24 protein-coding genes and 1 riboswitch are annotated in these 19,863 nt (G+C 42.5%); of the genes, 20 read left to right on the forward strand and 4 right to left on the reverse strand.

What is annotated here, in order from left to right; translation table 11 throughout:
- The first annotated feature begins 23 nt into the window (after positions 1-23).
- The 7 genes from ACQCV8_RS12685 to ACQCV8_RS12715 all read left to right on the forward strand — a co-directional run bounded on the left by ACQCV8_RS12685 (position 24) and on the right by ACQCV8_RS12715 (position 6,291).
- Positions 24-1,058 (forward strand): YkvI family membrane protein, encoded by a 1,035-nt coding sequence (locus ACQCV8_RS12685; protein WP_426845009.1) that lies wholly within the window; start codon positions 24-26, stop codon positions 1,056-1,058.
- A 46-nt stretch (positions 1,059-1,104) separates the two neighbouring features.
- Positions 1,105-1,836, forward strand: a complete 732-nt coding sequence (locus ACQCV8_RS12690) for a metallophosphoesterase family protein (protein WP_426845010.1) — start codon at positions 1,105-1,107, stop codon at positions 1,834-1,836.
- Positions 1,837-1,856: 20 nt separating this feature from the next.
- The gene (locus tag ACQCV8_RS12695; protein WP_426845011.1) at positions 1,857-2,429 is read left to right on the forward strand and encodes an HAD-IA family hydrolase; all 573 of its coding nucleotides are present in this window, start codon (positions 1,857-1,859) and stop codon (positions 2,427-2,429) included.
- 674 nt (positions 2,430-3,103) lie between these two features.
- On the forward strand, positions 3,104-4,456 hold the full coding sequence (locus tag ACQCV8_RS12700; RefSeq protein WP_426845012.1) for a hemolysin family protein: 1,353 nt from the start codon (positions 3,104-3,106) through the stop codon (positions 4,454-4,456).
- 275 nt (positions 4,457-4,731) lie between these two features.
- On the forward strand, positions 4,732-4,860 hold the full coding sequence (locus ACQCV8_RS12705; RefSeq protein WP_426845111.1) for a DUF6254 family protein: 129 nt from the start codon (positions 4,732-4,734) through the stop codon (positions 4,858-4,860).
- A 187-nt stretch (positions 4,861-5,047) separates the two neighbouring features.
- A complete protein-coding gene (locus ACQCV8_RS12710; RefSeq protein WP_426845013.1) occupies positions 5,048-5,815 on the forward strand; it encodes a hypothetical protein in 768 nt (255 codons plus the stop codon).
- A gap of 11 nt (positions 5,816-5,826) precedes the next feature.
- Positions 5,827-6,291: a hypothetical protein gene (locus ACQCV8_RS12715; RefSeq protein WP_426845014.1), complete on the forward strand. Its 465-nt coding sequence runs from the start codon at positions 5,827-5,829 to the stop codon at positions 6,289-6,291.
- Positions 6,292-6,326: 35 nt separating this feature from the next.
- Here ACQCV8_RS12715 and ACQCV8_RS12720 read toward each other — a convergent pair whose 3' ends face one another.
- A complete protein-coding gene (locus ACQCV8_RS12720; RefSeq protein ID WP_426845015.1) occupies positions 6,327-7,646 on the reverse strand; it encodes a DUF2254 domain-containing protein in 1,320 nt (439 codons plus the stop codon).
- Positions 7,647-7,727: 81 nt separating this feature from the next.
- Positions 7,728-7,772: riboswitch (PreQ1 riboswitch) on the forward strand.
- Between the two features lie 161 nt (positions 7,773-7,933).
- Between ACQCV8_RS12720 and queC the strand changes: the two genes are divergently transcribed.
- The 8 genes from queC to ACQCV8_RS12760 all read left to right on the forward strand — a co-directional run bounded on the left by queC (position 7,934) and on the right by ACQCV8_RS12760 (position 13,726).
- Complete coding sequence (gene queC, locus ACQCV8_RS12725; protein WP_426845016.1) at positions 7,934-8,593, forward strand: 7-cyano-7-deazaguanine synthase QueC; 660 nt, start codon at positions 7,934-7,936, stop codon at positions 8,591-8,593.
- On the forward strand, positions 8,590-9,030 hold the full coding sequence (gene queD / locus ACQCV8_RS12730) for a 6-carboxytetrahydropterin synthase QueD (RefSeq protein WP_426845017.1): 441 nt from the start codon (positions 8,590-8,592) through the stop codon (positions 9,028-9,030). The genes queC and queD overlap by 4 nt, the downstream gene beginning before the upstream one ends.
- The gene (queE, locus tag ACQCV8_RS12735; RefSeq protein ID WP_426845018.1) at positions 9,023-9,754 is read left to right on the forward strand and encodes a 7-carboxy-7-deazaguanine synthase QueE; all 732 of its coding nucleotides are present in this window, start codon (positions 9,023-9,025) and stop codon (positions 9,752-9,754) included. Before queD ends, queE begins: the two co-directional genes overlap by 8 nt.
- 12 nt (positions 9,755-9,766) lie before the next feature.
- The gene (gene queF / locus ACQCV8_RS12740) at positions 9,767-10,264 is read left to right on the forward strand and encodes a preQ(1) synthase (RefSeq protein WP_426845019.1); all 498 of its coding nucleotides are present in this window, start codon (positions 9,767-9,769) and stop codon (positions 10,262-10,264) included.
- A 364-nt stretch (positions 10,265-10,628) separates the two neighbouring features.
- The gene (locus ACQCV8_RS12745) at positions 10,629-11,654 is read left to right on the forward strand and encodes a YheC/YheD family protein (protein WP_426845020.1); all 1,026 of its coding nucleotides are present in this window, start codon (positions 10,629-10,631) and stop codon (positions 11,652-11,654) included.
- Between the two features lie 151 nt (positions 11,655-11,805).
- Positions 11,806-13,029: an ATP-grasp domain-containing protein gene (locus ACQCV8_RS12750; protein ID WP_426845112.1), complete on the forward strand. Its 1,224-nt coding sequence runs from the start codon at positions 11,806-11,808 to the stop codon at positions 13,027-13,029.
- A gap of 36 nt (positions 13,030-13,065) precedes the next feature.
- On the forward strand, positions 13,066-13,311 hold the full coding sequence (locus tag ACQCV8_RS12755) for a hypothetical protein (protein WP_426845021.1): 246 nt from the start codon (positions 13,066-13,068) through the stop codon (positions 13,309-13,311).
- Positions 13,312-13,495: 184 nt separating this feature from the next.
- Positions 13,496-13,726 carry a hypothetical protein gene (locus ACQCV8_RS12760; protein ID WP_426845022.1) on the forward strand — a complete coding sequence of 77 codons (231 nt, stop codon included), beginning with the start codon at positions 13,496-13,498 and terminating at the stop codon, positions 13,724-13,726.
- Positions 13,727-13,774: 48 nt separating this feature from the next.
- Here ACQCV8_RS12760 and ACQCV8_RS12765 read toward each other — a convergent pair whose 3' ends face one another.
- Together ACQCV8_RS12765 and ACQCV8_RS12770 are read right to left on the reverse strand one after the other, a co-directional pair.
- Complete coding sequence (locus ACQCV8_RS12765; RefSeq protein WP_426845023.1) at positions 13,775-14,299, reverse strand: GNAT family N-acetyltransferase; 525 nt, start codon at positions 14,297-14,299, stop codon at positions 13,775-13,777.
- Positions 14,300-14,465: 166 nt separating this feature from the next.
- Positions 14,466-14,648 (reverse strand): YkvS family protein, encoded by a 183-nt coding sequence (locus ACQCV8_RS12770; RefSeq protein ID WP_426845024.1) that lies wholly within the window; start codon positions 14,646-14,648, stop codon positions 14,466-14,468.
- Positions 14,649-14,870: 222 nt separating this feature from the next.
- Here ACQCV8_RS12770 and ACQCV8_RS12775 point away from each other — a divergent pair, with 222 nt between their 5' ends.
- The 3 genes from ACQCV8_RS12775 to ACQCV8_RS12785 all read left to right on the forward strand — a co-directional run bounded on the left by ACQCV8_RS12775 (position 14,871) and on the right by ACQCV8_RS12785 (position 16,704).
- A complete protein-coding gene (locus ACQCV8_RS12775; RefSeq protein ID WP_426845025.1) occupies positions 14,871-15,725 on the forward strand; it encodes a patatin-like phospholipase family protein in 855 nt (284 codons plus the stop codon).
- An 82-nt stretch (positions 15,726-15,807) separates the two neighbouring features.
- Positions 15,808-16,446 carry an SDR family oxidoreductase gene (locus ACQCV8_RS12780; protein ID WP_426845026.1) on the forward strand — a complete coding sequence of 213 codons (639 nt, stop codon included), beginning with the start codon at positions 15,808-15,810 and terminating at the stop codon, positions 16,444-16,446.
- A gap of 63 nt (positions 16,447-16,509) precedes the next feature.
- Positions 16,510-16,704: a hypothetical protein gene (locus ACQCV8_RS12785; protein ID WP_426845027.1), complete on the forward strand. Its 195-nt coding sequence runs from the start codon at positions 16,510-16,512 to the stop codon at positions 16,702-16,704.
- A 73-nt stretch (positions 16,705-16,777) separates the two neighbouring features.
- On the opposite strand, the gene ACQCV8_RS12790 is transcribed toward ACQCV8_RS12785, so the two are convergent.
- The gene (locus ACQCV8_RS12790) at positions 16,778-17,266 is read right to left on the reverse strand and encodes a sigma-70 family RNA polymerase sigma factor (protein ID WP_426845028.1); all 489 of its coding nucleotides are present in this window, start codon (positions 17,264-17,266) and stop codon (positions 16,778-16,780) included.
- A gap of 281 nt (positions 17,267-17,547) precedes the next feature.
- On the opposite strand from ACQCV8_RS12790, the gene ACQCV8_RS12795 reads away from it, so the two are divergent.
- Together ACQCV8_RS12795 and ACQCV8_RS12800 are read left to right on the forward strand one after the other, a co-directional pair.
- The gene (locus ACQCV8_RS12795) at positions 17,548-18,168 is read left to right on the forward strand and encodes a cell wall hydrolase (protein WP_426845029.1); all 621 of its coding nucleotides are present in this window, start codon (positions 17,548-17,550) and stop codon (positions 18,166-18,168) included.
- Positions 18,169-18,377: 209 nt separating this feature from the next.
- Positions 18,378-19,853 carry a spore germination protein gene (locus ACQCV8_RS12800; RefSeq protein ID WP_426845113.1) on the forward strand — a complete coding sequence of 492 codons (1,476 nt, stop codon included), beginning with the start codon at positions 18,378-18,380 and terminating at the stop codon, positions 19,851-19,853.
- Positions 19,854-19,863: the final 10 nt, after the last annotated feature.

The raw sequence follows: 19,863 nt of genomic DNA on the forward strand, positions 1-19,863 counted from the left end.
GAGAAGAAGGGGGACGAACCTGTATGCGGAATAAACAGTTCTTAATTGTGCAAATTGCGTTTGTCTATGTTGGAACAGTAGTAGGAGCAGGATTTGCAACAGGAAAAGAAATTGTAGAATTCTTTTCACGTTTTGGGGCAGCGGGCACACTGGGAATCCTTCTTGCAGGGGGGCTGTTTGTCCACCTCGGCACAAAGCTGATGATTATTGCAGCAAGAGTGAGAGCACCCTCCTTCAAAGAGATGAATGAATATCTAATGGGAAAAAAAGCCGGAAAGGCTGTTAACAGCATGATGATGCTGCTGCTTTTCGGTGTGACTTCTGTGATGGTTTCCGGAGCAGGGGCCATTTTTGAAGAACGGTTCGGACTTTCCTCCTCCGCTGGTGTACTGGCCAGTATTCTGATTACGTTACTGGTTATGTCGAGGGGGCTGCACGGAGTCGTTGGTGTTAATATGCTTGTGGTGCCCATGCTGATTCTTTTAAGCGCTGCGATCATGGGCAGCTCCATTAAAGACGGTGGCCTGCCTGTTCTCTATTCTGCTGTAAATTGGCACGACTTCAGCTGGATTCTCTCTGCTGTTTGTTATGCCGCCTATAATCTTGCTCTGGCCCAGGCAGTGCTTGTGCCTCTTGCTTATGAAGTGAAGGATGAAGACGTGCTTAAACATGGGGGGATGCTTGGGGGGATGATTCTCATGTTTATCATGCTCGGAAGCCATTTGGCGCTGATTCATATTCCCGGCGCAATCAAGTTTGAAATCCCGATGGCTGAGGTAATGAATAGCGTCTTCTCGGCAGCGTATCATCTATATGTGCTCGTCATATTTGGGGAAGTCCTGACTTCCATCATCGGGAATCTGTATGGCATGGAACGCCGTCTTTCTAAGCTGATAAGGCTTCCGAGAATGTCCGTGATCGCCATTATTTTAGGATTATGCTTTTTCCTTAGCTTTATTGGATACGGAAAATTGATTTCTTCCATTTATCCGGTGCTGGGATATATCAGTCTGCTGTTCCTGGCTGCCCTGCTTTTTAAAAAGAAGCCAATCAAATGATTCCTGTGTTAAAATTGAAGCTGTCTGGAAAAAGGAGTGACCATTCATGAATCGAATCGCTGTGATTTCAGATGTTCATGGAAACATGCCGGCACTAGAGGCGGTCTTAGAGGATATTCATCAAAGAAAGCTGGATAAAATATTATGCCTTGGGGACTTGGTCGGTAAAGGGCCGCAATCCCACGATGCTATAGCAAAAATTAAACTTCACTGTGAAATAACAGTGAAGGGAAACTGGGATGATTTTATTACGAAGGAAACAGAATTTGAAACACTTAAATGGCACCAGCAGCAGCTCACTCATGAGGACATGAATTATTTAACAGCGCTGCCTTTCTCAGCAGAACTGATGATGAGCGGAAAACTAATCCGGCTTTTTCACGCCTCACCGTTCAGCGTATACACCAGAATCCAGCCATGGGATTCATTGGAGCGCCGTCTAAGCATGTTTGAGAGTACCGAAATGACTGGAACAGAGACAAAGACACCGAATATCGCAGCCTATGGGGATGTCCATCAGGCATTTATCCATCAATATAAAGATAAGATGCTGTTTAATTGCGGAAGTGTGGGCAATCCGCTCGATATGCCGCAGGCATCCTATGCCATTATGGAAGGGATAGAAGGGGACGAAGAAACGGCTCCTTTTTCAATACAGCTCGTCAGGGTGCCATATGACATTGAACGTTCAATACGCATAGCAAGAGAAATGGAGATGCCGGATTTGGAACCATACATTCAGGAACTCACAACGGCTAAGTACAGAGGACTCAGCTAAAACTAAGGGTGATAGAGAAGATGAATATTTTATGGGATTTTGATGGGACGCTTTTTAACACCTATCCAGCTTTTACTGAAACAATGTATAAGCTCCTGAAGCCTGAAATTAAAAAGGAGCGCATTTTTGAACAGCTGAAAATATCTTTTTCGCATGCTGCTGATTTTTTCGGACTTTCAGAACAGGAAATTGCTCAATTTAAGCAGGCTGAAAAAGCGTTATCACCTGGCTTAAAGCCGCCATTTCCTTATGTGGAAGAGGTGCTGCGGTTTGCATCCAGGAATGTGATTATGACCCATAAGCCAAGGAATGAGGTTGCTGCCATTTTAAGCCATTATGGGTGGGAGCACTATTTCTCTGAAATAGTAGCAGGAGATGATGAATTCCCCCGTAAACCACACCCTGCTTCATACGAGTACCTGCATAAAAGGCATCATATAGACCTTGCCATTGGCGACCGGGAGCTGGATATTTTGCCTGCCAAAATGCTTGGAATCAAAACTTGTCTTTTTCAGAACGATTCTGAGGGAGCAGACTTTTATCTGATTGATTACCGGCAGTTTTCTGAAAAAGTTGTTCCTGCTTTCAAATAAGCAGCAAAAATCAGCCCGTCTGGTGCAATCAGATGCAAGAGTAGACGATCCTTCCGCCGCCTGGCTAACAGGATCTTTAGCCAGGGTCAGCTAACCCGCGGACTGCGGGTGTTCTTAACGGGATGTAAAGCAGGTCAGAAGTGAAATAACATGGAGGGATGAAAAACCTTCCAAATCACTGAAAAATTGCGTGAAACCTATATAAACAAGTCATTTTCAAGGATAATCGTCATATTTATAAGGAAATTGAGAAATTGTTATGTTTGACTCTATACTTTTCTATCGTATATGATTCTAGTAACTATCTACAGATTGGAGTGATAAGATGGGGCAGTGAACAAGGCCGTTAAATTAAGATCAGCACATACTCAGCAAGCTGCTTCATCCTTATTGGCTGCAATCGCTGGCCGGTGAAATGACAGCTGAAGCACTGATAAGATCTTCAGCCAAAGAGTATTCATTGTGTTGAAGAAAAGCATGAACTCACAAGGCGAAAGATCAGGTGTGGAATAGTATTTGAAAACCGCGTTATTTAAACCTTGGAACGGTATTTTATCAGCTGGTTAGCCCAGCACCTTTAATATATGCGGATTTCCCCAGTATTAAAAGGAATTTTTATTCATTAACCCAGGAGGTGACTTCCTTTTCCGTATTGAACGGAACAAGGAACATATTTGGACATAGTAAATTTATTGCTCATTGCAATATTGATTGGATTAACCGCGTTTTTCGTGGCGTCTGAATTCGCTATTGTAAAAGTTAGAAGCTCTCGTATTGACCAGCTCGTTGCGGAAGGCAACAAAAACGCCGCAGCAGCAAAACGGGTGATTACGAATCTTGACGGGTATCTTTCCGCCTGTCAGCTTGGTATAACCGTGACGGCATTGGGTATTGGGTGGCTCGGAGAACCAACGTTTGAGCATATGCTTAAACCGATTTTTGAACAAACAGGAATGCCAGCTGCGCTGACCCCTGTTTTCTCCATAGCATTTGCATTTGCGATCATGACATTTCTCCACGTGGTTATTGGAGAGCTGGCTCCGAAAACGCTCGCGATTCAAAAAGCAGAAAAAATTACCCTTTTGCTTGCACGTCCACTGACATGGTTCAATACCATTATGTACCCGTTTATCTGGTCTTTGAACGGATCGGCAAGATTTATTACAGGGCTGTTCGGTCTTAAACCTGCGTCTGAGCATGAATTGGCGCATAGTGAAGAAGAGCTGCGCATTATCCTTTCAGACAGCTACAAAAGCGGTGAGATTAATCAATCTGAATTTAAATATGTCAATAAAATCTTCGAATTCGATAATCGGATTGCTAAAGAAATTATGGTGCCGAGAACAGAAATCGTCTCCCTTTCCATCGATTCACTAATGGAAGAGAACATTGAAATGATGCAAAATGAAAAATATACAAGGTATCCGGTTACAGACGGTGATAAAGATCATATTATTGGAATGGTGAACATAAAAGAAGTGTTCACTAATCTAATTCAGAACCAAGGCAAAGAATCTTTATCTCTCCAGCAATACGTGCGGCCAATCATACAGGTAATCGAATCCATTCCTATCCAGGATCTGCTTGTAAAAATGCAAAAAGAACGGATTCATATGGCTATATTAATTGATGAATATGGCGGGACTGCGGGATTGGTAACAGTGGAAGATATTCTGGAGGAAATTGTTGGCGAAATCCGTGATGAGTTTGATATGGATGAGGTTCCAAACATCCAGAAAATCAACGACAACCGCTATATCCTTGACGGAAAAGTTCTTGTCAGCGAGGTCAACGATCTGTTTGGTCTGGACATCGATGATAAAGATGTGGATACAATTGGCGGTTGGGTACTCACGGAGAAGTTTGATATTCAAAAGGGTGACGTCGTCCAGCTCGACTCCCTTACATTCAAGGTGCGGGACATGGAGAATCATCATATTAAATATCTCGAACTAACAAGGAAAGTTCAAGAGAGTCCCGGAACAGTTTTGGAACAGGTAGATCAAAGCGTGGCCAGCACCTCTTGAAAGGATCGATAATGTGGCTGTTATAATAACCCGGGGAAACTCAATGTGAGTTCCCGGGTTTTTTTCTCCTTATTTTCCAGCTCAGGATCCATTTTCATGTCCGGCACGGCCGGGTGGGAGCCTTTTCAGCCGCCTTCAAAAGCTGGAGCAGGAGAAGGATGCCAGTCACCTGCAGCGGAATTTAAGAGTTGGGTTCAGTAAAACTTAAATGAAGAGAATAAATTCGCTCTTCTGTTTTAAACTAAAGGCAGTACAACCAGGAAAGGATGATTACGCTGACTCAATCAAAAAGCCAGAAAGAAAGGCAATGGGAAAACCGCAAGCAGAATCAGCAGCCGCATGGGAAGGTTAAATCCTTTGAAGAACTGGCAGATAAAGAGCGAAAAGAATCAAACGATTCCTAGCAAAAACCTGCTGCCGCAACCGGCAGTTTTTTTTATTTTGGAAACTTTCGGCTTGATTCAGGCAAGAACGATTCTCATGAATCAAACTGTCCGATGTACTAACTTATCAGGAAAGAGTGAAAGAGGAATAGGATCGTATCGTTACGTACAAAATAGGGTGGAACTTTTAGAAAAGGGGAGACGCCCGATGCCGGCAGATTCATATCATAGACGGAGACTCATCGCCACCGTTAACCCCTATATGACGAACCTTTTTCATTTAAGGAATCCTTTTATCATTGCTTGGTGGTCTGCATCATTCCCTGGATTTGGGCATGTTCTTTTAGGGAAATACATCACAGGTATACTGCTAATGGTGTGGGAAATTTTTGCCAATAATATGGCCCATCTGAATGAAGGCATTTTCTACAGCATGACAGGCCGCACTGAGAAGGCGGTAAATGTTATGAATGAAGAATGGCTTTGGCTGTATGCAGTATTTTACGTATTTATTATATGGGACAGCTACAGGCAAACAATTGAGTTCAACAAGTATTACATACTATCTATCAGAGAGGGTTCTCCTCTTAACATAACGAACATATCTGCAATGGAGATCAGCATACTCGAGAAAAAAAAGCCTTTTCTTGCCCTTTTCTGGTCCCTTATGGCCCCCGGACTCGGTCATTTTTACCTGAATCGTCTTCCAGCCATCGTATTTGGTGTTTTTTTATGGATGATTACCGCGTATTTTGCCGGATTTTATAAGTGCTTGTTTTATTCTTTTACAGGTGATTTCGAACTCATCCAGCAAACTGCAGAGCCGCAGTGGTTTTTATTTCTGCCGTCTATATATGTGTTTCTTGCTTATGACAGCTACGTGAATGCTGTCGAACATAATAAATTATTTGATCGTGAGCTTGAGAAGCATGTAAAAAGCAGGTATCAGCATAGCTATTTTAAAATGCCGCTGTAAAGAAGGATGTGGTGAAGCTGAATTATTTATTCTCGACTTTCACATACTCTACTTCGATTGAATTACTGGTTACCGAGCTTGAAAAATCCGGTGTGGCCAGTGAACAAATCCTGGCAGTCCCTTTAGAGCGGTATGATGACAATCAGTCCGTTTTTGATACGGATCTTTCAGATGATGGAAAGAGTCTTTTAGATTTAGCCGGAGTTTTTGGGGCTATTTTTATGCTGCTCGGGGTGATTTATGGTCTGGTTTTTTATTGGGGACCGGTGATCTGGGGACTGATGGGGCTTGTATTTGGACTCGCGTTCGGATTTTCCATTGAATTTTTCTATAAAAAAAAAGGAGCGAGTAAGAGAATGGGGAAAGCAGAGAAGGAATTTGTCATCATCATTCATATCGAGGACTTTTTAGCAGAGCAGGCCGTAAACATTATGAACAGCCATGGAGCAAAAGGGATTGGCCGGATAGAAAGATGACCGTGCAGAGAATTCCTGTACGGTCTGATCCTTCATCATATACCTGAAAAACTATTTTCCTGTAAACACGCCTCGGCCAATCTTTGAAACTTCAGGTCGAGAAATTTTTTATCGTAGCTAACCCGCTCGATCTCCCTTAATCCCTCAAGAATGTAACAGGAATATTCCCATATTACAGCCTTTATTTCTTTTCCGTTGGAATCAGCGACAATTGTCAGGGCATTGATGACAGCGCTCATGACTGCCGTATCTTCCTTGCCGTAGTGCCGGATTAAGTAAAAGCTTTTATAAAGTAAGTCTTCAAATGACGGCTTATGGAAAATCACCCGGAGAGAGGACTCCTCATCCATATAGAACGGACGCGGAACGTAGTTTTTACCAAGTCTTGATAATACCCTGGCAATGTGTTCAATGGCATTTGCGGTTGTATAAGGGTCGTTAAAGGCAGGAGAAATGGCCCTTATTGCAATTTCAGAGAGCTTTTGAATGCCAAATCCTACATCCTTGATGGGTTCCTGTTCAGGGATGATAACGATTTTACTGATTAAGTGGTCCTTCATCTCATCTTGTAAATGTCCGGATTTCCAGACTTTCAGAAGCGGGGTGCCCTCATCGACATAGCTGCCGGGTTCTTTCGTAATTTCAATCACTAAATCCCCTTTTTTTGCAAGGCGGATCAGCTCTTTTAATTCCGCATGCTGGATATAGCCGGCTTTTCTGCTTTTTAGGGAAATTCCATTTTCCGCTTTAAGGGAGTCTGATTCTTCACACTCTGCGGATGCCTTCAGCTTTTGATCTTCCTCATAATTTTCTTTCCAGGCCGCCATGGTTTTATTCGTAATCTGAAGAATCAGGTTACTTACTTTTATAGAGGTAACGGAGTGATGAATAAAGAAGACGAACGCTCCCAGGCAGGCAAATGCCACAAGGATCGACAAGCTTGGAACAATAAATAAGTCTCCTCCGTTATCTCTGACTAAAAGCAGCAGGATAATGGTGTAAACAAATCCTCCTGTAAACATGCCCAGAACCCGCTGGGAGCTCCGGTCGGAGGTGAAGTTCTGAAGGGCCCTGGGTGAAAATTGCGCTGCATAAGTGGTCAGCACCACTAGGATGGATGAAAATGTGATTGTTGTCATGGTTAACAGAGAAGTAGCAATTGAGCTTAATATGGTTTGTGCCAGCTGCATATCCGATAAAAAAAGATCCGGTATGTAATCATAAAGACCTGTATGCTGAGCGGCGTAACGGTCAAGTTCCATACTGCCATAAGCGAGAACAAGGGCAATTAACCCATATAGCAGCGGGATAAACCAAAAGCTTGCCCTAACTTGCAAAAATCGGTTCATTTCCATCTTCATTCCTCCGGTTATTGGCAGATTGGCTATTATGATGTATAGTAGCTTTACAGCTAAATACAAGTCCGTTTTTCTTGAACGGGAGAGGTTCTAGCACAACCCTCTATAAAAAACTAAGGACAGCAATATCTTGAGGCGTTCCTTGGATATTGTTTTTTGTTTTTTTATAGATGATCCGCTAAGGCACCTCATTAAATGGGGTGCCTTTATTAATTCACCAATCATGTAAGGGGTAAACCTGGGTGCAGCTGGAAGCCCTAAAATGAAACTGGAGGAGAACCATCATGAAAAATGAAAAAGCGCTTGTCGTCTTCAGCGGTGGCCAGGACAGCACAACCTGTCTATTCTGGGCATTGAGAACGTTCAAGGAAGTAGAGGCAGTCACGTTTAACTACAACCAGCGCCATAAGCTGGAGATCGAAATAGCAGAAAATATTGCGAAGGAACAGAAAGTCCCTCATCATTTGCTGGATATGTCGCTCTTGAATCAGCTTGCCCCAAATGCGTTAACGAGAAACGGAATAGCGATCGAACAAGCGGAGGGAGAACTTCCTTCAACATTTGTCCCCGGCAGAAACCTGCTCTTCCTGTCTTTTGCCTCTGTGCTTGCATCCCAGATTGGAGCAAGGCATGTCGTAACCGGCGTTTGTGAAACCGACTTCAGCGGCTACCCGGATTGCCGGGATCAATTTATAAAATCCTGCAACGTTACCGTCAATCTTGCTATGGATGAATCCTTCGTGTTCCATACGCCTCTCATGTGGCTGAATAAAGAGGAAACGTGGGCGCTGGCGGATGAGTTGAACGTGCTCGAATATATACGGAACCGGACTTTGACGTGCTATAACGGAATCCCGGCAGACGGATGCGGGGATTGTCCGGCCTGCAGACTGAGAAGGAATGGATTGGATTGCTATTTAACCAATAAGGAGGCTGCACAATGATTCAGCAGATTTATCCGCAAGTGAACCATGATTATCAGTATGAACTGAACAAAGATATGCAGGTTTCTGCAGCTCATTTTATCCCGCATAAAGGTGCCGGTCCTTGCCGTAATGTACATGGCCATACGTACTATATCAATGTAACGATTGCCGGGGATACATTGGATGATTCCGGATTTTTAGTAAACTTTAAAACACTTAAAAATCTGGTTCATGGCCAGTTCGACCATACGTTGTTAAACGAACATCCCCTTTTCAGCTCTGACGATCCCAAAGATTTTCCAACAACGGAAGTAGTAGCCGGAAAAATTTACGGGATGATCCAGGCGGAGCTTGACAAGATGCCCGGCAAGCCCGTTTGTCTGCAAGTATTTGTAAGAGAAACACCGACCAGCTATGTGCTGTACAGACCGAAGAAGGTGAAGCAGAATGGCTGAGACCATTCCGGTACTGGAGATTTTCGGGCCGACTATACAGGGGGAAGGAATGGTCATCGGGCAGAAAACGATGTTTATCCGAACGGCAGGCTGCGATTATTCGTGTTCATGGTGTGATTCTGCTTTTACGTGGGACGGAACGGCAGCAGAGGAAATTGTCCAGATGGATGCCGCTCAAGTGTGGGCTGAGCTTTACCGCATTGGAGGAAATCGATTTTCCCATGTAACCGTGTCAGGCGGCAATCCCGCCTTGCTGAAAAACCTCCGCTCTGTTATTTCACTTCTGAAAGAGAAAGGCAAAAAAATTGCACTTGAAACGCAGGGAAGCAGGTACCAGGAATGGTTTACAGAAATTGATGACCTGACCCTCTCACCTAAACCGCCGAGTTCTGGAATGAAAACGGATTTTTCTGTATTGCGGAGCCTAATGGACCGGCTGCAAGCAGCCGGCAGGATTCAAACAGCAAGTTTAAAGATTGTCATTTTTAATGAAGAAGATTTGGCTTATGCAAAGAGGATTCACCAGGAATTCCCTTCCATCCCTTTTTATCTTCAAGTGGGGAATGATGATCCGGGGCTAACAAATAACGAAGTCCTGATTCAAAACTTAATGAGCCGCTATGAATGGCTGATTGACTTAGTAATAGAAGATGAGGAACTAAATTCAGTCCGCGTTCTGCCGCAGCTTCACACGCTGCTTTGGGGAAACAAGCGCGGAGTTTAAGGAGATAAGAAAATGAGCGGAAGAAGAGATGAAGAATTAACCGGAGTAACCTTGCTTGGCAGTGAAGGCACAAAATACTTGTTTGAATATACACCTGAAATACTGGAATCCTTTGAAAATAAGCACCAGGGCCGGGATTACTTTGTTAAATTAAATTGCCCTGAGTTTACGTCCCTTTGTCCGAAAACCGGCCAGCCAGATTTTGCTGCCATTTATATAAGCTATATTCCAGACCGGTTAATGGTCGAAAGCAAATCGCTGAAGCTCTATTTGTTCAGTTTCCGCAATCACGGAGACTTTCATGAAGATTGCATGAACATCATCATGAACGATTTAATTCAGCTAATGGACCCCAGATATATTGAAGTGTGGGGGAAATTCACCCCAAGAGGAGGGATTTCCATCGATCCATACACAAACTATGGTAAGCCCGGCACGAAGTATGAGAGAATGGCGGAGCATCGGCTGATGAATCATGATTTGTATCCGGAGAAAGTTGATAACAGATAAAAGGCAGGCAGCTTCCATTTGGAAGCTGTTTTTTCGTTCGGCAAAGCCGGTGAAAATCTGAATGGTTTGAAAGGGTCTTAAAAGCAAATCTCTTTTAAACTTGGCTGTTGATTGCAGCTAGCAGGCGTTCGCTTATCCAAGGGCTGGGCGGTGAGCCGCCTCCTCGCTTCGCGACTGCGGGGTCTCACCTGTCCCGCTGCTCTTAGCTCGGAGTCTCACGTCTTCCGCTCCAATCAACAGGTGGGAAAAATCAACACCATGCTTTAACAAAGCCAATAGCAAAAGGAAAAATTCTTCATAAATTGGTATATGGAAAAGCTTAAACGTAAGAAAAGTAAAAAATATCAGTAAGGGAGATGGGGGTATGACCCTGATTGGGATGCTTCATCACAGGGCGGATCCTGAAAAAGTAAAAAGGAGCTATGCGTACGCCTCTGCAGCAAAATCAGAAGGGGCAGAGTTCTTTTATTTTACCGCTGGGAAAGTGGATATAAACCGAGAAACCATTCTGGGGAAAAAGTATGAAGATGGAAAATGGATTGATAAGGAATTTCCGTTTCCGGATGTTATTTTTAATGCAAGTTATCCTGCTACTGAAAATGGCGAAAAAATCATTGACCATTTGTATGAAAGAATCCCATTTACGAGTCATTCAATCGGAAATAAGCTGACAGTATATGAAAAAATCAAGAACGGAAAGCAATTCGAGCAATATTTAATTCCAAGTGCTGAATTATCAAATCTGGAATTATTATTTGAGATGGTCCATTCATACTCGAAAGTCATTATTAAACCATTATCCGGAAATCAGGGAGGAGGTATCCTTTTCATAGAAGAAGCTGAAGCAGGTACGTTCAAGATAAATGACAAGGGGAAAATATATAGCCTGGATCAGGAAAGGCTGGTTCAATCCATTAAAGACCTAGATGAAGTTTTCTTAATCCAGCCATTTATAACATGTAAAACAAAAGCGGGTAATGTATTTGATTTTCGTTTGCATGTACAAAAAGCTGGTAAAGGTGAATGGGTAATTACGTCCATTTTCCCACGGATAGGCCCGTCAGGAAGCATAGCCTCCAACCTGGGCGGGGGAGGATACACGTGTTATTTAGAAGATTTTTTAAGAAATGAGTTTGATCATTCCTGGTTTGATGTCAAAAGAATACTGGAGTACTTTGCGATTCGTTTCGCCAGCCATTTTGACACGTTGTATGATCAGTCCCTGGATGAGCTGGGAATTGATGTGGGCATAGACGAAAATCAGAAATTATGGATCTTTGAAGTAAATTGGAGACCGGGTATACCGGTGATATTCCGGGGAGAACTTGATGTTGCTAAAAACACGATCCTCTATGCCAAGTATTTGGCGGCGCAAAAAAGCAAAGCTTGATGGGGCATCATAAGGTGCTTCATCAAAGCGGTTGTTGGAACAGGCAATCCCCTATTTTAATTGTATAAAGAACCAAAACCACCATTCATCTATATACTACAGTAGACAAACTATGCATAGAAAATTACAGTTTGGTGGGATCATTAAGACAATGGAAACGATCGTGTTTATTGGAACAAATAAATCCGGATCCAGCAGAGAAGCAATCAGGGCCTCAGAGCGATTAGGTTTTTTTACGGTGCTATTTACAAATAAAAAGCAATTTCTTGAACAGAGAGAGGAATTTACGGAAGTCCATCAAATGGTGTTTTCGAATATCATCAAAGAAGAGTTAGCGGAAAACATGATGGAACTGCAGAAACAAGGAAAAAAGATCAGGTTAATTGTCAGCTTTGTAGATCCATACGTTCATATTGCAGCAGCTTTAAATGAACGGTTTACGGATAGTACCGTTTCATCTATGCAATTTCTGGACATGGAAGATAAAATACGAACAAGGAATATGTTAAAACATCTCCCGCAATCCCCATATTTCTTTGTGTATAACCCTGAAGAATCAGTAAGCGGGTTTATAAAAAAAATAAACACCCGCTTCCCGCTCATTGTAAAATCCCCTGTGTCAGCCGGCTCTAAAGATGTCCTGTATATAAACAGCAAATTTGAATTGCAAATGGCTATTATAGGGATGAGTAAAAAATATAAAAATACTCCTATTTTAGTAGAAGAATATTTAATAGGTCCTCAATATTTAATTGAAGTGATTGTTCATCATGGAAAGATAAACATTGCAGCTGTTATCAAGCAGGAGACCACATTTGACCAGCGGTTTATCGTAACGGGCTACAGTTTGTGCACAAAAATGGATAGTCGTCTGCATGAAAGCATTCGGGACTCAGTCGATTCAATAGTTGGTGCTTTTAAAATGGAAGATGGAGCCTGCCATGTCGAGATGAAACTTGTGAATGGCAATTGGAAATTAATAGAAATTAACCCCAGGATTTCGGGTGGAGCAATGAACCGGATGATAGAGACGGGATATGGGATAAATTTGGTGGAAGAAACGTTAAAACTTTACTTGGGGGGAACTCCTGAGCTCACAAGAAAGCATAATAAGTTCGTATACGTCCACTACATCACAATCGATAAAAGGGGAAGGCTGCAGAATGTTACTGGCACTGGCAGGGCTTTAAAGCACCCGGGGGTGGAAGAGGTATTCATTAAGCCCCGCAAAGGGAAGATGCTGCGCCCTCCATTATCCATGGGAGACCGGTATGGGTATGTAATGGCAGAAGCCGATAGCTATGCATCAGCGAGAAAGGCAGCATTAGAGGCTGCAAAGGAAATCTCATTTAATCTAGAGTCGGATCATGTATAGAGATACCAATAAAACCATAAAAAGCGGGTGGAAAAAATGCTGAATAAAGTGAAATTTAATGAAATGATGCTTTCAAATCAAAAAGAAAGGATAGAAGAGGTTAAATGGATGAGCTGGAAGGCTAAACAGCTGAAAGGATTTCATGGCGTCGTGGACTTGCTGAAGCAGCCAAATTGGCAGCAGGAATTAGGGGACATATTAACGTTTTTAAGTTTAAATAAAATCGTACATGGCACTGCCTATTTAAAAATCAACTGTCACTATGACGAGTGTAAGGATTAACGGACAGCCAGACTTATGCTTCTTACAAACATGAGGTTTAGCAATGCTATAAACTCAAATCAAGAATTCGCCAGTAAGGTAATCTGTTTTTTTTGAAGGGAATTAGACAGGACATTTAGAAACAAGCAGGATTTCTCATTACATTTATTGAATACCCATGTAAAACCTATGGGAAGTGAGAGAAATGAATCAATACAAAATCCGCTATCATTTCAGCAATGACTTCTATGTGACGAGAGAAGTTGAGACAAAGCTTGATAAATCAGCCGTGCTTAAAGAGTTTTGTCAAGATGAAAGAATCAGCTTTGAAGATAAGCGCGGAGATTTGCTGAGCTTTTTAATGAGCGATGTAAAACTGGTTACGGTAGAAGACGAAAACGCAAACAGCTTCAGGATGAAAACTGCAGGTTTCTAAGAAAAGAAGTACCAAGGCAGGTGCTTCTTTTCTTTGAATTCTGTATGTTCAATCAGAGATTTTTCCCATAAGAACTAAATCGTAAAACAATCCCTTTGAATATTGAGCCTTTTTCATAACTCCCTCTTTCTCAAATCCCGCTTTTTCAAGCAGACGTAACGAAGGCGTATTTTCAGGCCTTACAACAGCACCAATTCTGTTCAGTCCAAGTTCGCTGAAGCCAAAATCAGCTGCTGAAGTCAAGGCCTCGAAGGTCAGGCCAAATCTCCAATAATCAGGATGGATCTCGTATCCTATTTCCGCTCTTTTGTGATAACTGTTCCAATTGTGAAACCCGATGGTCCCGCAAAGCTTCCCATCAAACTGCATTCCCCAGCGGATTGAGGTTCGGTTCCGCCATCCTTCCTTAAAACGTAAAGCAAGGAGCTTAGCTTCTCCGGCATCTTTCAAAGGTTCCATTCCATAATATTGGAGCACATTGCCACTTGTAAATATAGCTAAAAGATCTTCTGTGTCTGCTTCGGTTATTTCTCTTAAAGCCAATCTTTTCGTAAGCAGATTAGGAAATGTCATAAAAGCCTCCCCATATGGAAATGAAATCGATGTATTCTTTGAAGATTTTGGACAAGCGATGAACTGGGGTAATAAGCAAGTCAAAGTAAAAGTGTATCAATAGGAAAAGGGACGGCCGATGCCGTCCCTTTTTAAGAGATATGACGAGATAAAAGAAACAGTTTGATCAGGATTCCTTAAGAATCTTATAATTTTTATGGTTCACGACGGTGCGCCTTTCGAGTTCAAGGTCAAGAAAATTATCCATATAAGTCAGGTCGACAATAACCGAATTTTCGTTCACCTTTTCAACAATCCCGCGCAGCCCGTTTTTAAATTCTATAAGATTTCCTACTTTAGCAATCTTCATTTCCTCTCTCCTTCAATCGTACTAACTACCCCCATTAGAAAACATTCTGCACTATTTTGGCAATAAAGTAAAGACTATTTTGATAGCGCTGTATTCCGGCAGGAGCCGTTAAACAGGGAGCCATAATCTTATTGTGATATCATGACTTTGAGGATTCACAGCGTTCCCCATGCATATTAAAGATGATTATTTGAATAACGAAGGCTGAAAGGAGAAAGAAAATTGGAACAAACGGGTTTAGTTTTAGAGGGCGGCGGAATGAGAGGCATCTACACAGCCGGAGTACTGGAATATTTTATGGAGAAGGATCTTTATTTTCCCTACGTTATAGGAGTTTCAGCAGGCGCCTGCATGGCGGCTTCCTACATATCAAGGCAAATGGACAGAAACCGGACCGTTAACATTGATTATGCCGGGGACCCCAAATATTTATCACTGCAAAATTATCTCAAGAGCCGTCAGCTTTTCGGAATGGACTATATTTTTGATGAAATACCGAACCGGCTCGTTCCGTTTGATTTTGAGGCATTTACGAAAAATACAGAACAATTAGTCATTGGTGCGACGGATTGTACCACAGGAAAAGCGGTGTATTTTACTAAGCCTGAAACAATGGGAGATTTGCTTACAATCATAAGGGCCTCAAGCTCTCTTCCTTTTATAGCGCCAATGGTCTCATTTCAGGGTAAAGAGCTGATGGATGGGGGGATTGTTGATTCCATTCCGATTAAAAAAGCAGAGAAGGACGGCATCCTTCGAAACGTCGTAGTGCTGACCAGGAACGAAGGGTATGTGAAGGCCCCGCCAAAGGGCCAATGGATGGTGAGACGGTCCTTCAGGAAGCATCCCAAGCTGGCCGCGGCTGTTCTGGACCGTTATAGGATGTATAATGAAACACTCGCGTACATTGAAGCTCAAGAGAAAGAAGGAAAAGTTTTTGTAATCAGGCCGAGTGCTAAGCTGGAAGTGGGCAGAATTGAACGGAACCCCGTAAAGCTTGATGCTCTGTACAAGCAGGGGATTGAAGATGCGAAAAGGACTCTTTCAAGTCTCAGACGCTGGCTCGAGAACAGTTGACAGCCTTTTCTTCGTGAGTAAAGTATTCGTCTGTTTACTTTATTTCAGTGCAGGGAAGAGTATAAGCAGAGGAGTGATAACTATGAAAGTACTAATTGCTGGAGCAAACGGAAGCACAGGAAGATATGTGATTGAAAAAGCGGCTGAAAAGGGATTTGAACCCATTGCAATGATTCGCGATCCCGAACAGGCTGAAGGCTTGGAGAAGAAGGGTGCTAAAACGGTAGTGGCGGACCTTGAAGGAGATGTATCGGAAGCGGTCAGCCAGGCAGACGCCGTTATTTTTGCGGCCGGTTCAGGATCCGGAACAGGAGACGACAAAACCATTGCCATTGATCAGGACGGAGCAATCAAGCTGATTGATGCGGCCAAGAAGCATAACATTAAAAAGTTTGTTATGCTCAGCTCAATTGGAACAGATACACCGGAAGAAGGACCGGATGAGATGCAGGTTTATTTAAGATCGAAAGCTATCGCGGATGAATATTTAAGAAATGCGGAAATTTCCTACTCAATCGTCCGTCCGGGGGCACTTTCAGATGAAAAAGGCACCGGTAAGATTGCAGCCGGGAAACAAGTAAACCATGAAGGTTCCATTCCGCGGGAGGATGTGGCAGAAGTACTGGTGTCATGTCTTGAAGAGGATTCGTCTCATAATCAGACATTTGAAATTATCAGCGGTGATACGGATATTTCAAAAGCGATAAGCTCAATCATGTAAATAGGGTTTGATTCATATTTGCAAGCCCTGTAAACTAATATCAAAACATTAGGGGGCTGCAAAATGGATCCGCAAACCATTCATGATTCGCTCGATCAGCTTAAGAGTGGTACATTGGCTGAATATCCGGTGCCAAAAGAATTCTTTCTGCAAGTTCGTGAAATCCTTGTCAGCAGAGAGGACTTCAAGCATTTCCGGGGAATAGCCAAACACAATGGCTATACAGTCTATACGTACTTGGAGGCCGCGAGAAGCTAGAATTAGAAAAACGCCTAAGTTCAGGCGTTTTTCTAATTTTTACTATTTATTGATTTTTTTATTCTTACTAAACTTAATAGGGTTTACCCAGATTATTAATCTTGACTCTGAGCTTTTGGACGGCTGCCCTTCTCCAGCTTTTCACTGCCGCAGGAGTTACCCGTTCTTTACAGGCAATTTCGGCAATTGAGAGTCCCTGAAACGCATAGCCGATGACCCATTTTTTTTGATTAGGCGTTAGTGAACTTATGAGATCCGCCCAGTCATATCCTTCTTCCTTTTCGCCTTCATGGGAAATGCCCTCGGACAAACTCATATCTTTTAGCTCTTCCCTCTGCAGAAAACGGTTTTGACGGGTCATCTCATTCATTAATCTCCCCTTAATGAAGAGGTAAAAATAAGCGTCCATCGGACCTTTTGAAGGATTATATTGCTCAGAAGCCTCCCATAATGCAATACAGGCAGTCTGAAAATATTCTTCGTAATTCCTGTAAATGGATAATCGCTTTAATAAATGCAGAATCATTGGCTTATAGGCTTTTAGCAATTCTGAGTACGTCAATGAACAGTTCCTTTAAAGGATGCACCCTTTATTTATTCCGCCGGTAAGCCTATAGTAAAATGCTTTTTCTTTTCTGGAAAATTGGTTTTTCCTTCAGATAAAACGTCATTCAGCATCTAAATTAAGGATTTCTCTTATCATTTTGCGTTTTTAATGAAACATTCCAATTGCCAATGGCTTATTATCATCGATTTAGATGGTAAGCATTACTAATGATTTTTTATAGAAAAGCTGTTAGGCTGGAGCATGTAAATTTTTTTGATTGCCTTGGAGGTTGGAATGTGAGAAAAAATATAAAAAGAGGACTCAACATTGCTATTGCCTTATGGATTGCTTTCATCTTTTGCGCAGCCCCTTCTTCTGCTGCTGAAAAGCATAAGGTCGAAAAGGGAGAAACATTGGAAATGATCAGCTTAACCTTTATTGTTTCTATAGATGATATAAAAAAATGGAACCACTTAGAGAGAACGGCAGCAGTTGAGGGAGATACACTGCGGATACCAGAGAAAAGGTCTCAGCGGAAAGCGTTGGAAAAAGCGCCGGGAATTTCCGTTTCTGAAGATGAAAAAAAATTGCTTGCACGGCTCGTTCATGCAGAAGCTAAAGGAGAGCCTTATGAAGGCAAGGTTGCTGTTGCCTCTGTAGTATTAAACCGGGTAGAGCATGACGAGTTCCCTGATTCCGTTAAAAAAGTCATTTACGAGAAAAATGCTTTTTCACCTGTAGGAAATGGAAGCATTCAAAACAAACCTGACCAGGAATCCAAAAAAGCGGCCGATGAGGCTCTTAAAAGGAAATCTGTTCACTATCTCTATTTTTTCAACTCAGAAACTGCTGAAAGCGAATGGATTAAAACAAGAAAAATAAAGGAAACAATTGGCAATCACAGCTTTGCTATGTAAATAGGTGAACCCCCTTCCAAGCTCCAAGGAAGGGGGTTTTTTGGTTATTAAACCTGCTCTGAAGGAAAACGGAAAACGGCGGATCATGCACCATCTGTTTAGCTGAGCGCTTTAATGAATCTTCAGGAAAAACCGTTAAGTATACTTTTATTCCTTTTCCGCAAAATAAAGGTAATGATTACAGACCGGGGTTGAGGCTTTTGGATGGGATGAAAAATTTAGACGGCACGTTAAAAGCTTCTATGACGGAGCTGATGGGCGTGCTCAGGAGCTCGTCAGATTTTATTCAATATGAAAATCGCGGAGCCGCTATTAAATATTGGGTTTCCTATTACCGCACCTTGATTGATACGAAGATGCTTCATGAAAGCGTTCTGGTTGTTCTTAACGGGGAGAAATGGTCTTCCCTCGAGCAATTAAAAGGGATTGTGCCAATTGAAGACGTCATCTTAACATCAGATACGGATGTCATAAAGGAAAAGCTTCTGCAGGGATTTATAATGGTTGCCCTGACTGAGTATAGTGCTTCATGCCTACTCATTCGAGTATTTATGGAAAAAGCAAGACAAGTGAGCCTTCCTGAAGTGGAATTTAGTGTAGTTGGCCCTAAGGAAGCCTTTGTTGAATCCTTGGAGTCGAATATACATTTAATCCGGAAGCGGCTGCCATCCGATCAGCTCAGAATTAAAGAAATCCAAATAGGAAAGCTTACACGGACGAAGACGGCTGTCCTATACCTTGAAAACATTGCAGATGAGGAGAATGTAAAGACCGTCTGGCAGAGACTTAACGAGATTGACATCGACCATATAAGCGACAGCTCTTTTTTAACTCAGCTTATATCTGATAATCATCATTCTCCCTTTCCGCAGCTTCTGGATTCTGAGCGTCCGGATCGGGCTGTTTCCATTCTGTCAGAGGGCAAAATAGTGATTGTAGTGGATGGCTCTCCACAGGTGCTGATTGGCCCAAGCACATTAGTGGAGTTTTTTTCAGCATTCGATGATTATTTTTTCAATTATATCGTTGCTTCTTTTTTCCGGATTGTAAGGCTGGCATCTGTTGCATTCTCTGTTTTAGTCACCCCAATTTATGTGGCAGCGCTTAACTTTCATTATGAACTGATTCCAAGAGACCTTTTAAACACGTTGATCAGCTCACGAGAGGAAATACCCCTTCCTCCTATATTAGAGGCGGTATTTTTGGAACTCACGATAGAACTGCTGAGAGAGGCTGGGGCAAGGCTTCCTACAAAGGTTGGGCAGACAATTGGGATTGTGGGGGGAATTGTCATTGGAACGGCGTCTGTTGAAGCGGGGTTAACAAGCAATGTCCTGCTGATCATTGTCTCACTTGCTGCACTCGCATCGTTTACGACGCCTGTCTATAAAATGAGCAATACAATCCGCCTTCTCCGATTTCCTTTTTTACTGTTTGCGGAATTTTATGGACTGCTCGGCATTGTATTTTGTTTCTGTTTTCTGGCAGCCCATCTTTTAAAGCTCACTTCTCTTGGAAGGCCGTTTCTTGGACCGATTTATCCGCCTCGGTCCGCGGATTTGAAGGATGCGCTGATCCGGCTGCCTTTTCCATTAATGTCGATGAGGCCGATTCAGCTGCGTACAAAACAGCCGGTTCGATTTAATAAGAAGAAAGCGAAAGAAAATAAAGATATCGATGAATAGAAGGGGTGAA

Source organism: Metabacillus sp. 84, from assembly GCF_050107715.1.
Lineage (GTDB): Bacteria > Bacillota > Bacilli > Bacillales > Bacillaceae > Metabacillus_B.

Coding starts and splice junctions, on each gene's coding strand:
- ACQCV8_RS12765 (WP_426845023.1), bottom strand. CDS start 14,299: ATGACATTTCCTAATCTGCTTACGAAAAGATTGGCTTTAAGAGAAATA.
- ACQCV8_RS12770 (WP_426845024.1), bottom strand. CDS start 14,648: ATGAAGATTGCTAAAGTAGGAAATCTTATAGAATTTAAAAACGGGCTG.
- ACQCV8_RS12785 (WP_426845027.1), top strand. CDS start 16,510: ATGGATCCGCAAACCATTCATGATTCGCTCGATCAGCTTAAGAGTGGT.
- ACQCV8_RS12710 (WP_426845013.1), top strand. CDS start 5,048: ATGCCGGCAGATTCATATCATAGACGGAGACTCATCGCCACCGTTAAC.
- ACQCV8_RS12760 (WP_426845022.1), top strand. CDS start 13,496: ATGAATCAATACAAAATCCGCTATCATTTCAGCAATGACTTCTATGTG.
- ACQCV8_RS12745 (WP_426845020.1), top strand. CDS start 10,629: ATGACCCTGATTGGGATGCTTCATCACAGGGCGGATCCTGAAAAAGTA.
- ACQCV8_RS12750 (WP_426845112.1), top strand. CDS start 11,806: ATGGAAACGATCGTGTTTATTGGAACAAATAAATCCGGATCCAGCAGA.
- ACQCV8_RS12690 (WP_426845010.1), top strand. CDS start 1,105: ATGAATCGAATCGCTGTGATTTCAGATGTTCATGGAAACATGCCGGCA.
- ACQCV8_RS12695 (WP_426845011.1), top strand. CDS start 1,857: ATGAATATTTTATGGGATTTTGATGGGACGCTTTTTAACACCTATCCA.
- ACQCV8_RS12685 (WP_426845009.1), top strand. CDS start 24: ATGCGGAATAAACAGTTCTTAATTGTGCAAATTGCGTTTGTCTATGTT.
- queC (WP_426845016.1), top strand. CDS start 7,934: ATGAAAAATGAAAAAGCGCTTGTCGTCTTCAGCGGTGGCCAGGACAGC.
- ACQCV8_RS12800 (WP_426845113.1), top strand. CDS start 18,378: ATGAAAAATTTAGACGGCACGTTAAAAGCTTCTATGACGGAGCTGATG.
- ACQCV8_RS12755 (WP_426845021.1), top strand. CDS start 13,066: ATGCTGAATAAAGTGAAATTTAATGAAATGATGCTTTCAAATCAAAAA.
- queF (WP_426845019.1), top strand. CDS start 9,767: ATGAGCGGAAGAAGAGATGAAGAATTAACCGGAGTAACCTTGCTTGGC.
- queD (WP_426845017.1), top strand. CDS start 8,590: ATGATTCAGCAGATTTATCCGCAAGTGAACCATGATTATCAGTATGAA.
- queE (WP_426845018.1), top strand. CDS start 9,023: ATGGCTGAGACCATTCCGGTACTGGAGATTTTCGGGCCGACTATACAG.
- ACQCV8_RS12780 (WP_426845026.1), top strand. CDS start 15,808: ATGAAAGTACTAATTGCTGGAGCAAACGGAAGCACAGGAAGATATGTG.
- ACQCV8_RS12720 (WP_426845015.1), bottom strand. CDS start 7,646: ATGGAAATGAACCGATTTTTGCAAGTTAGGGCAAGCTTTTGGTTTATC.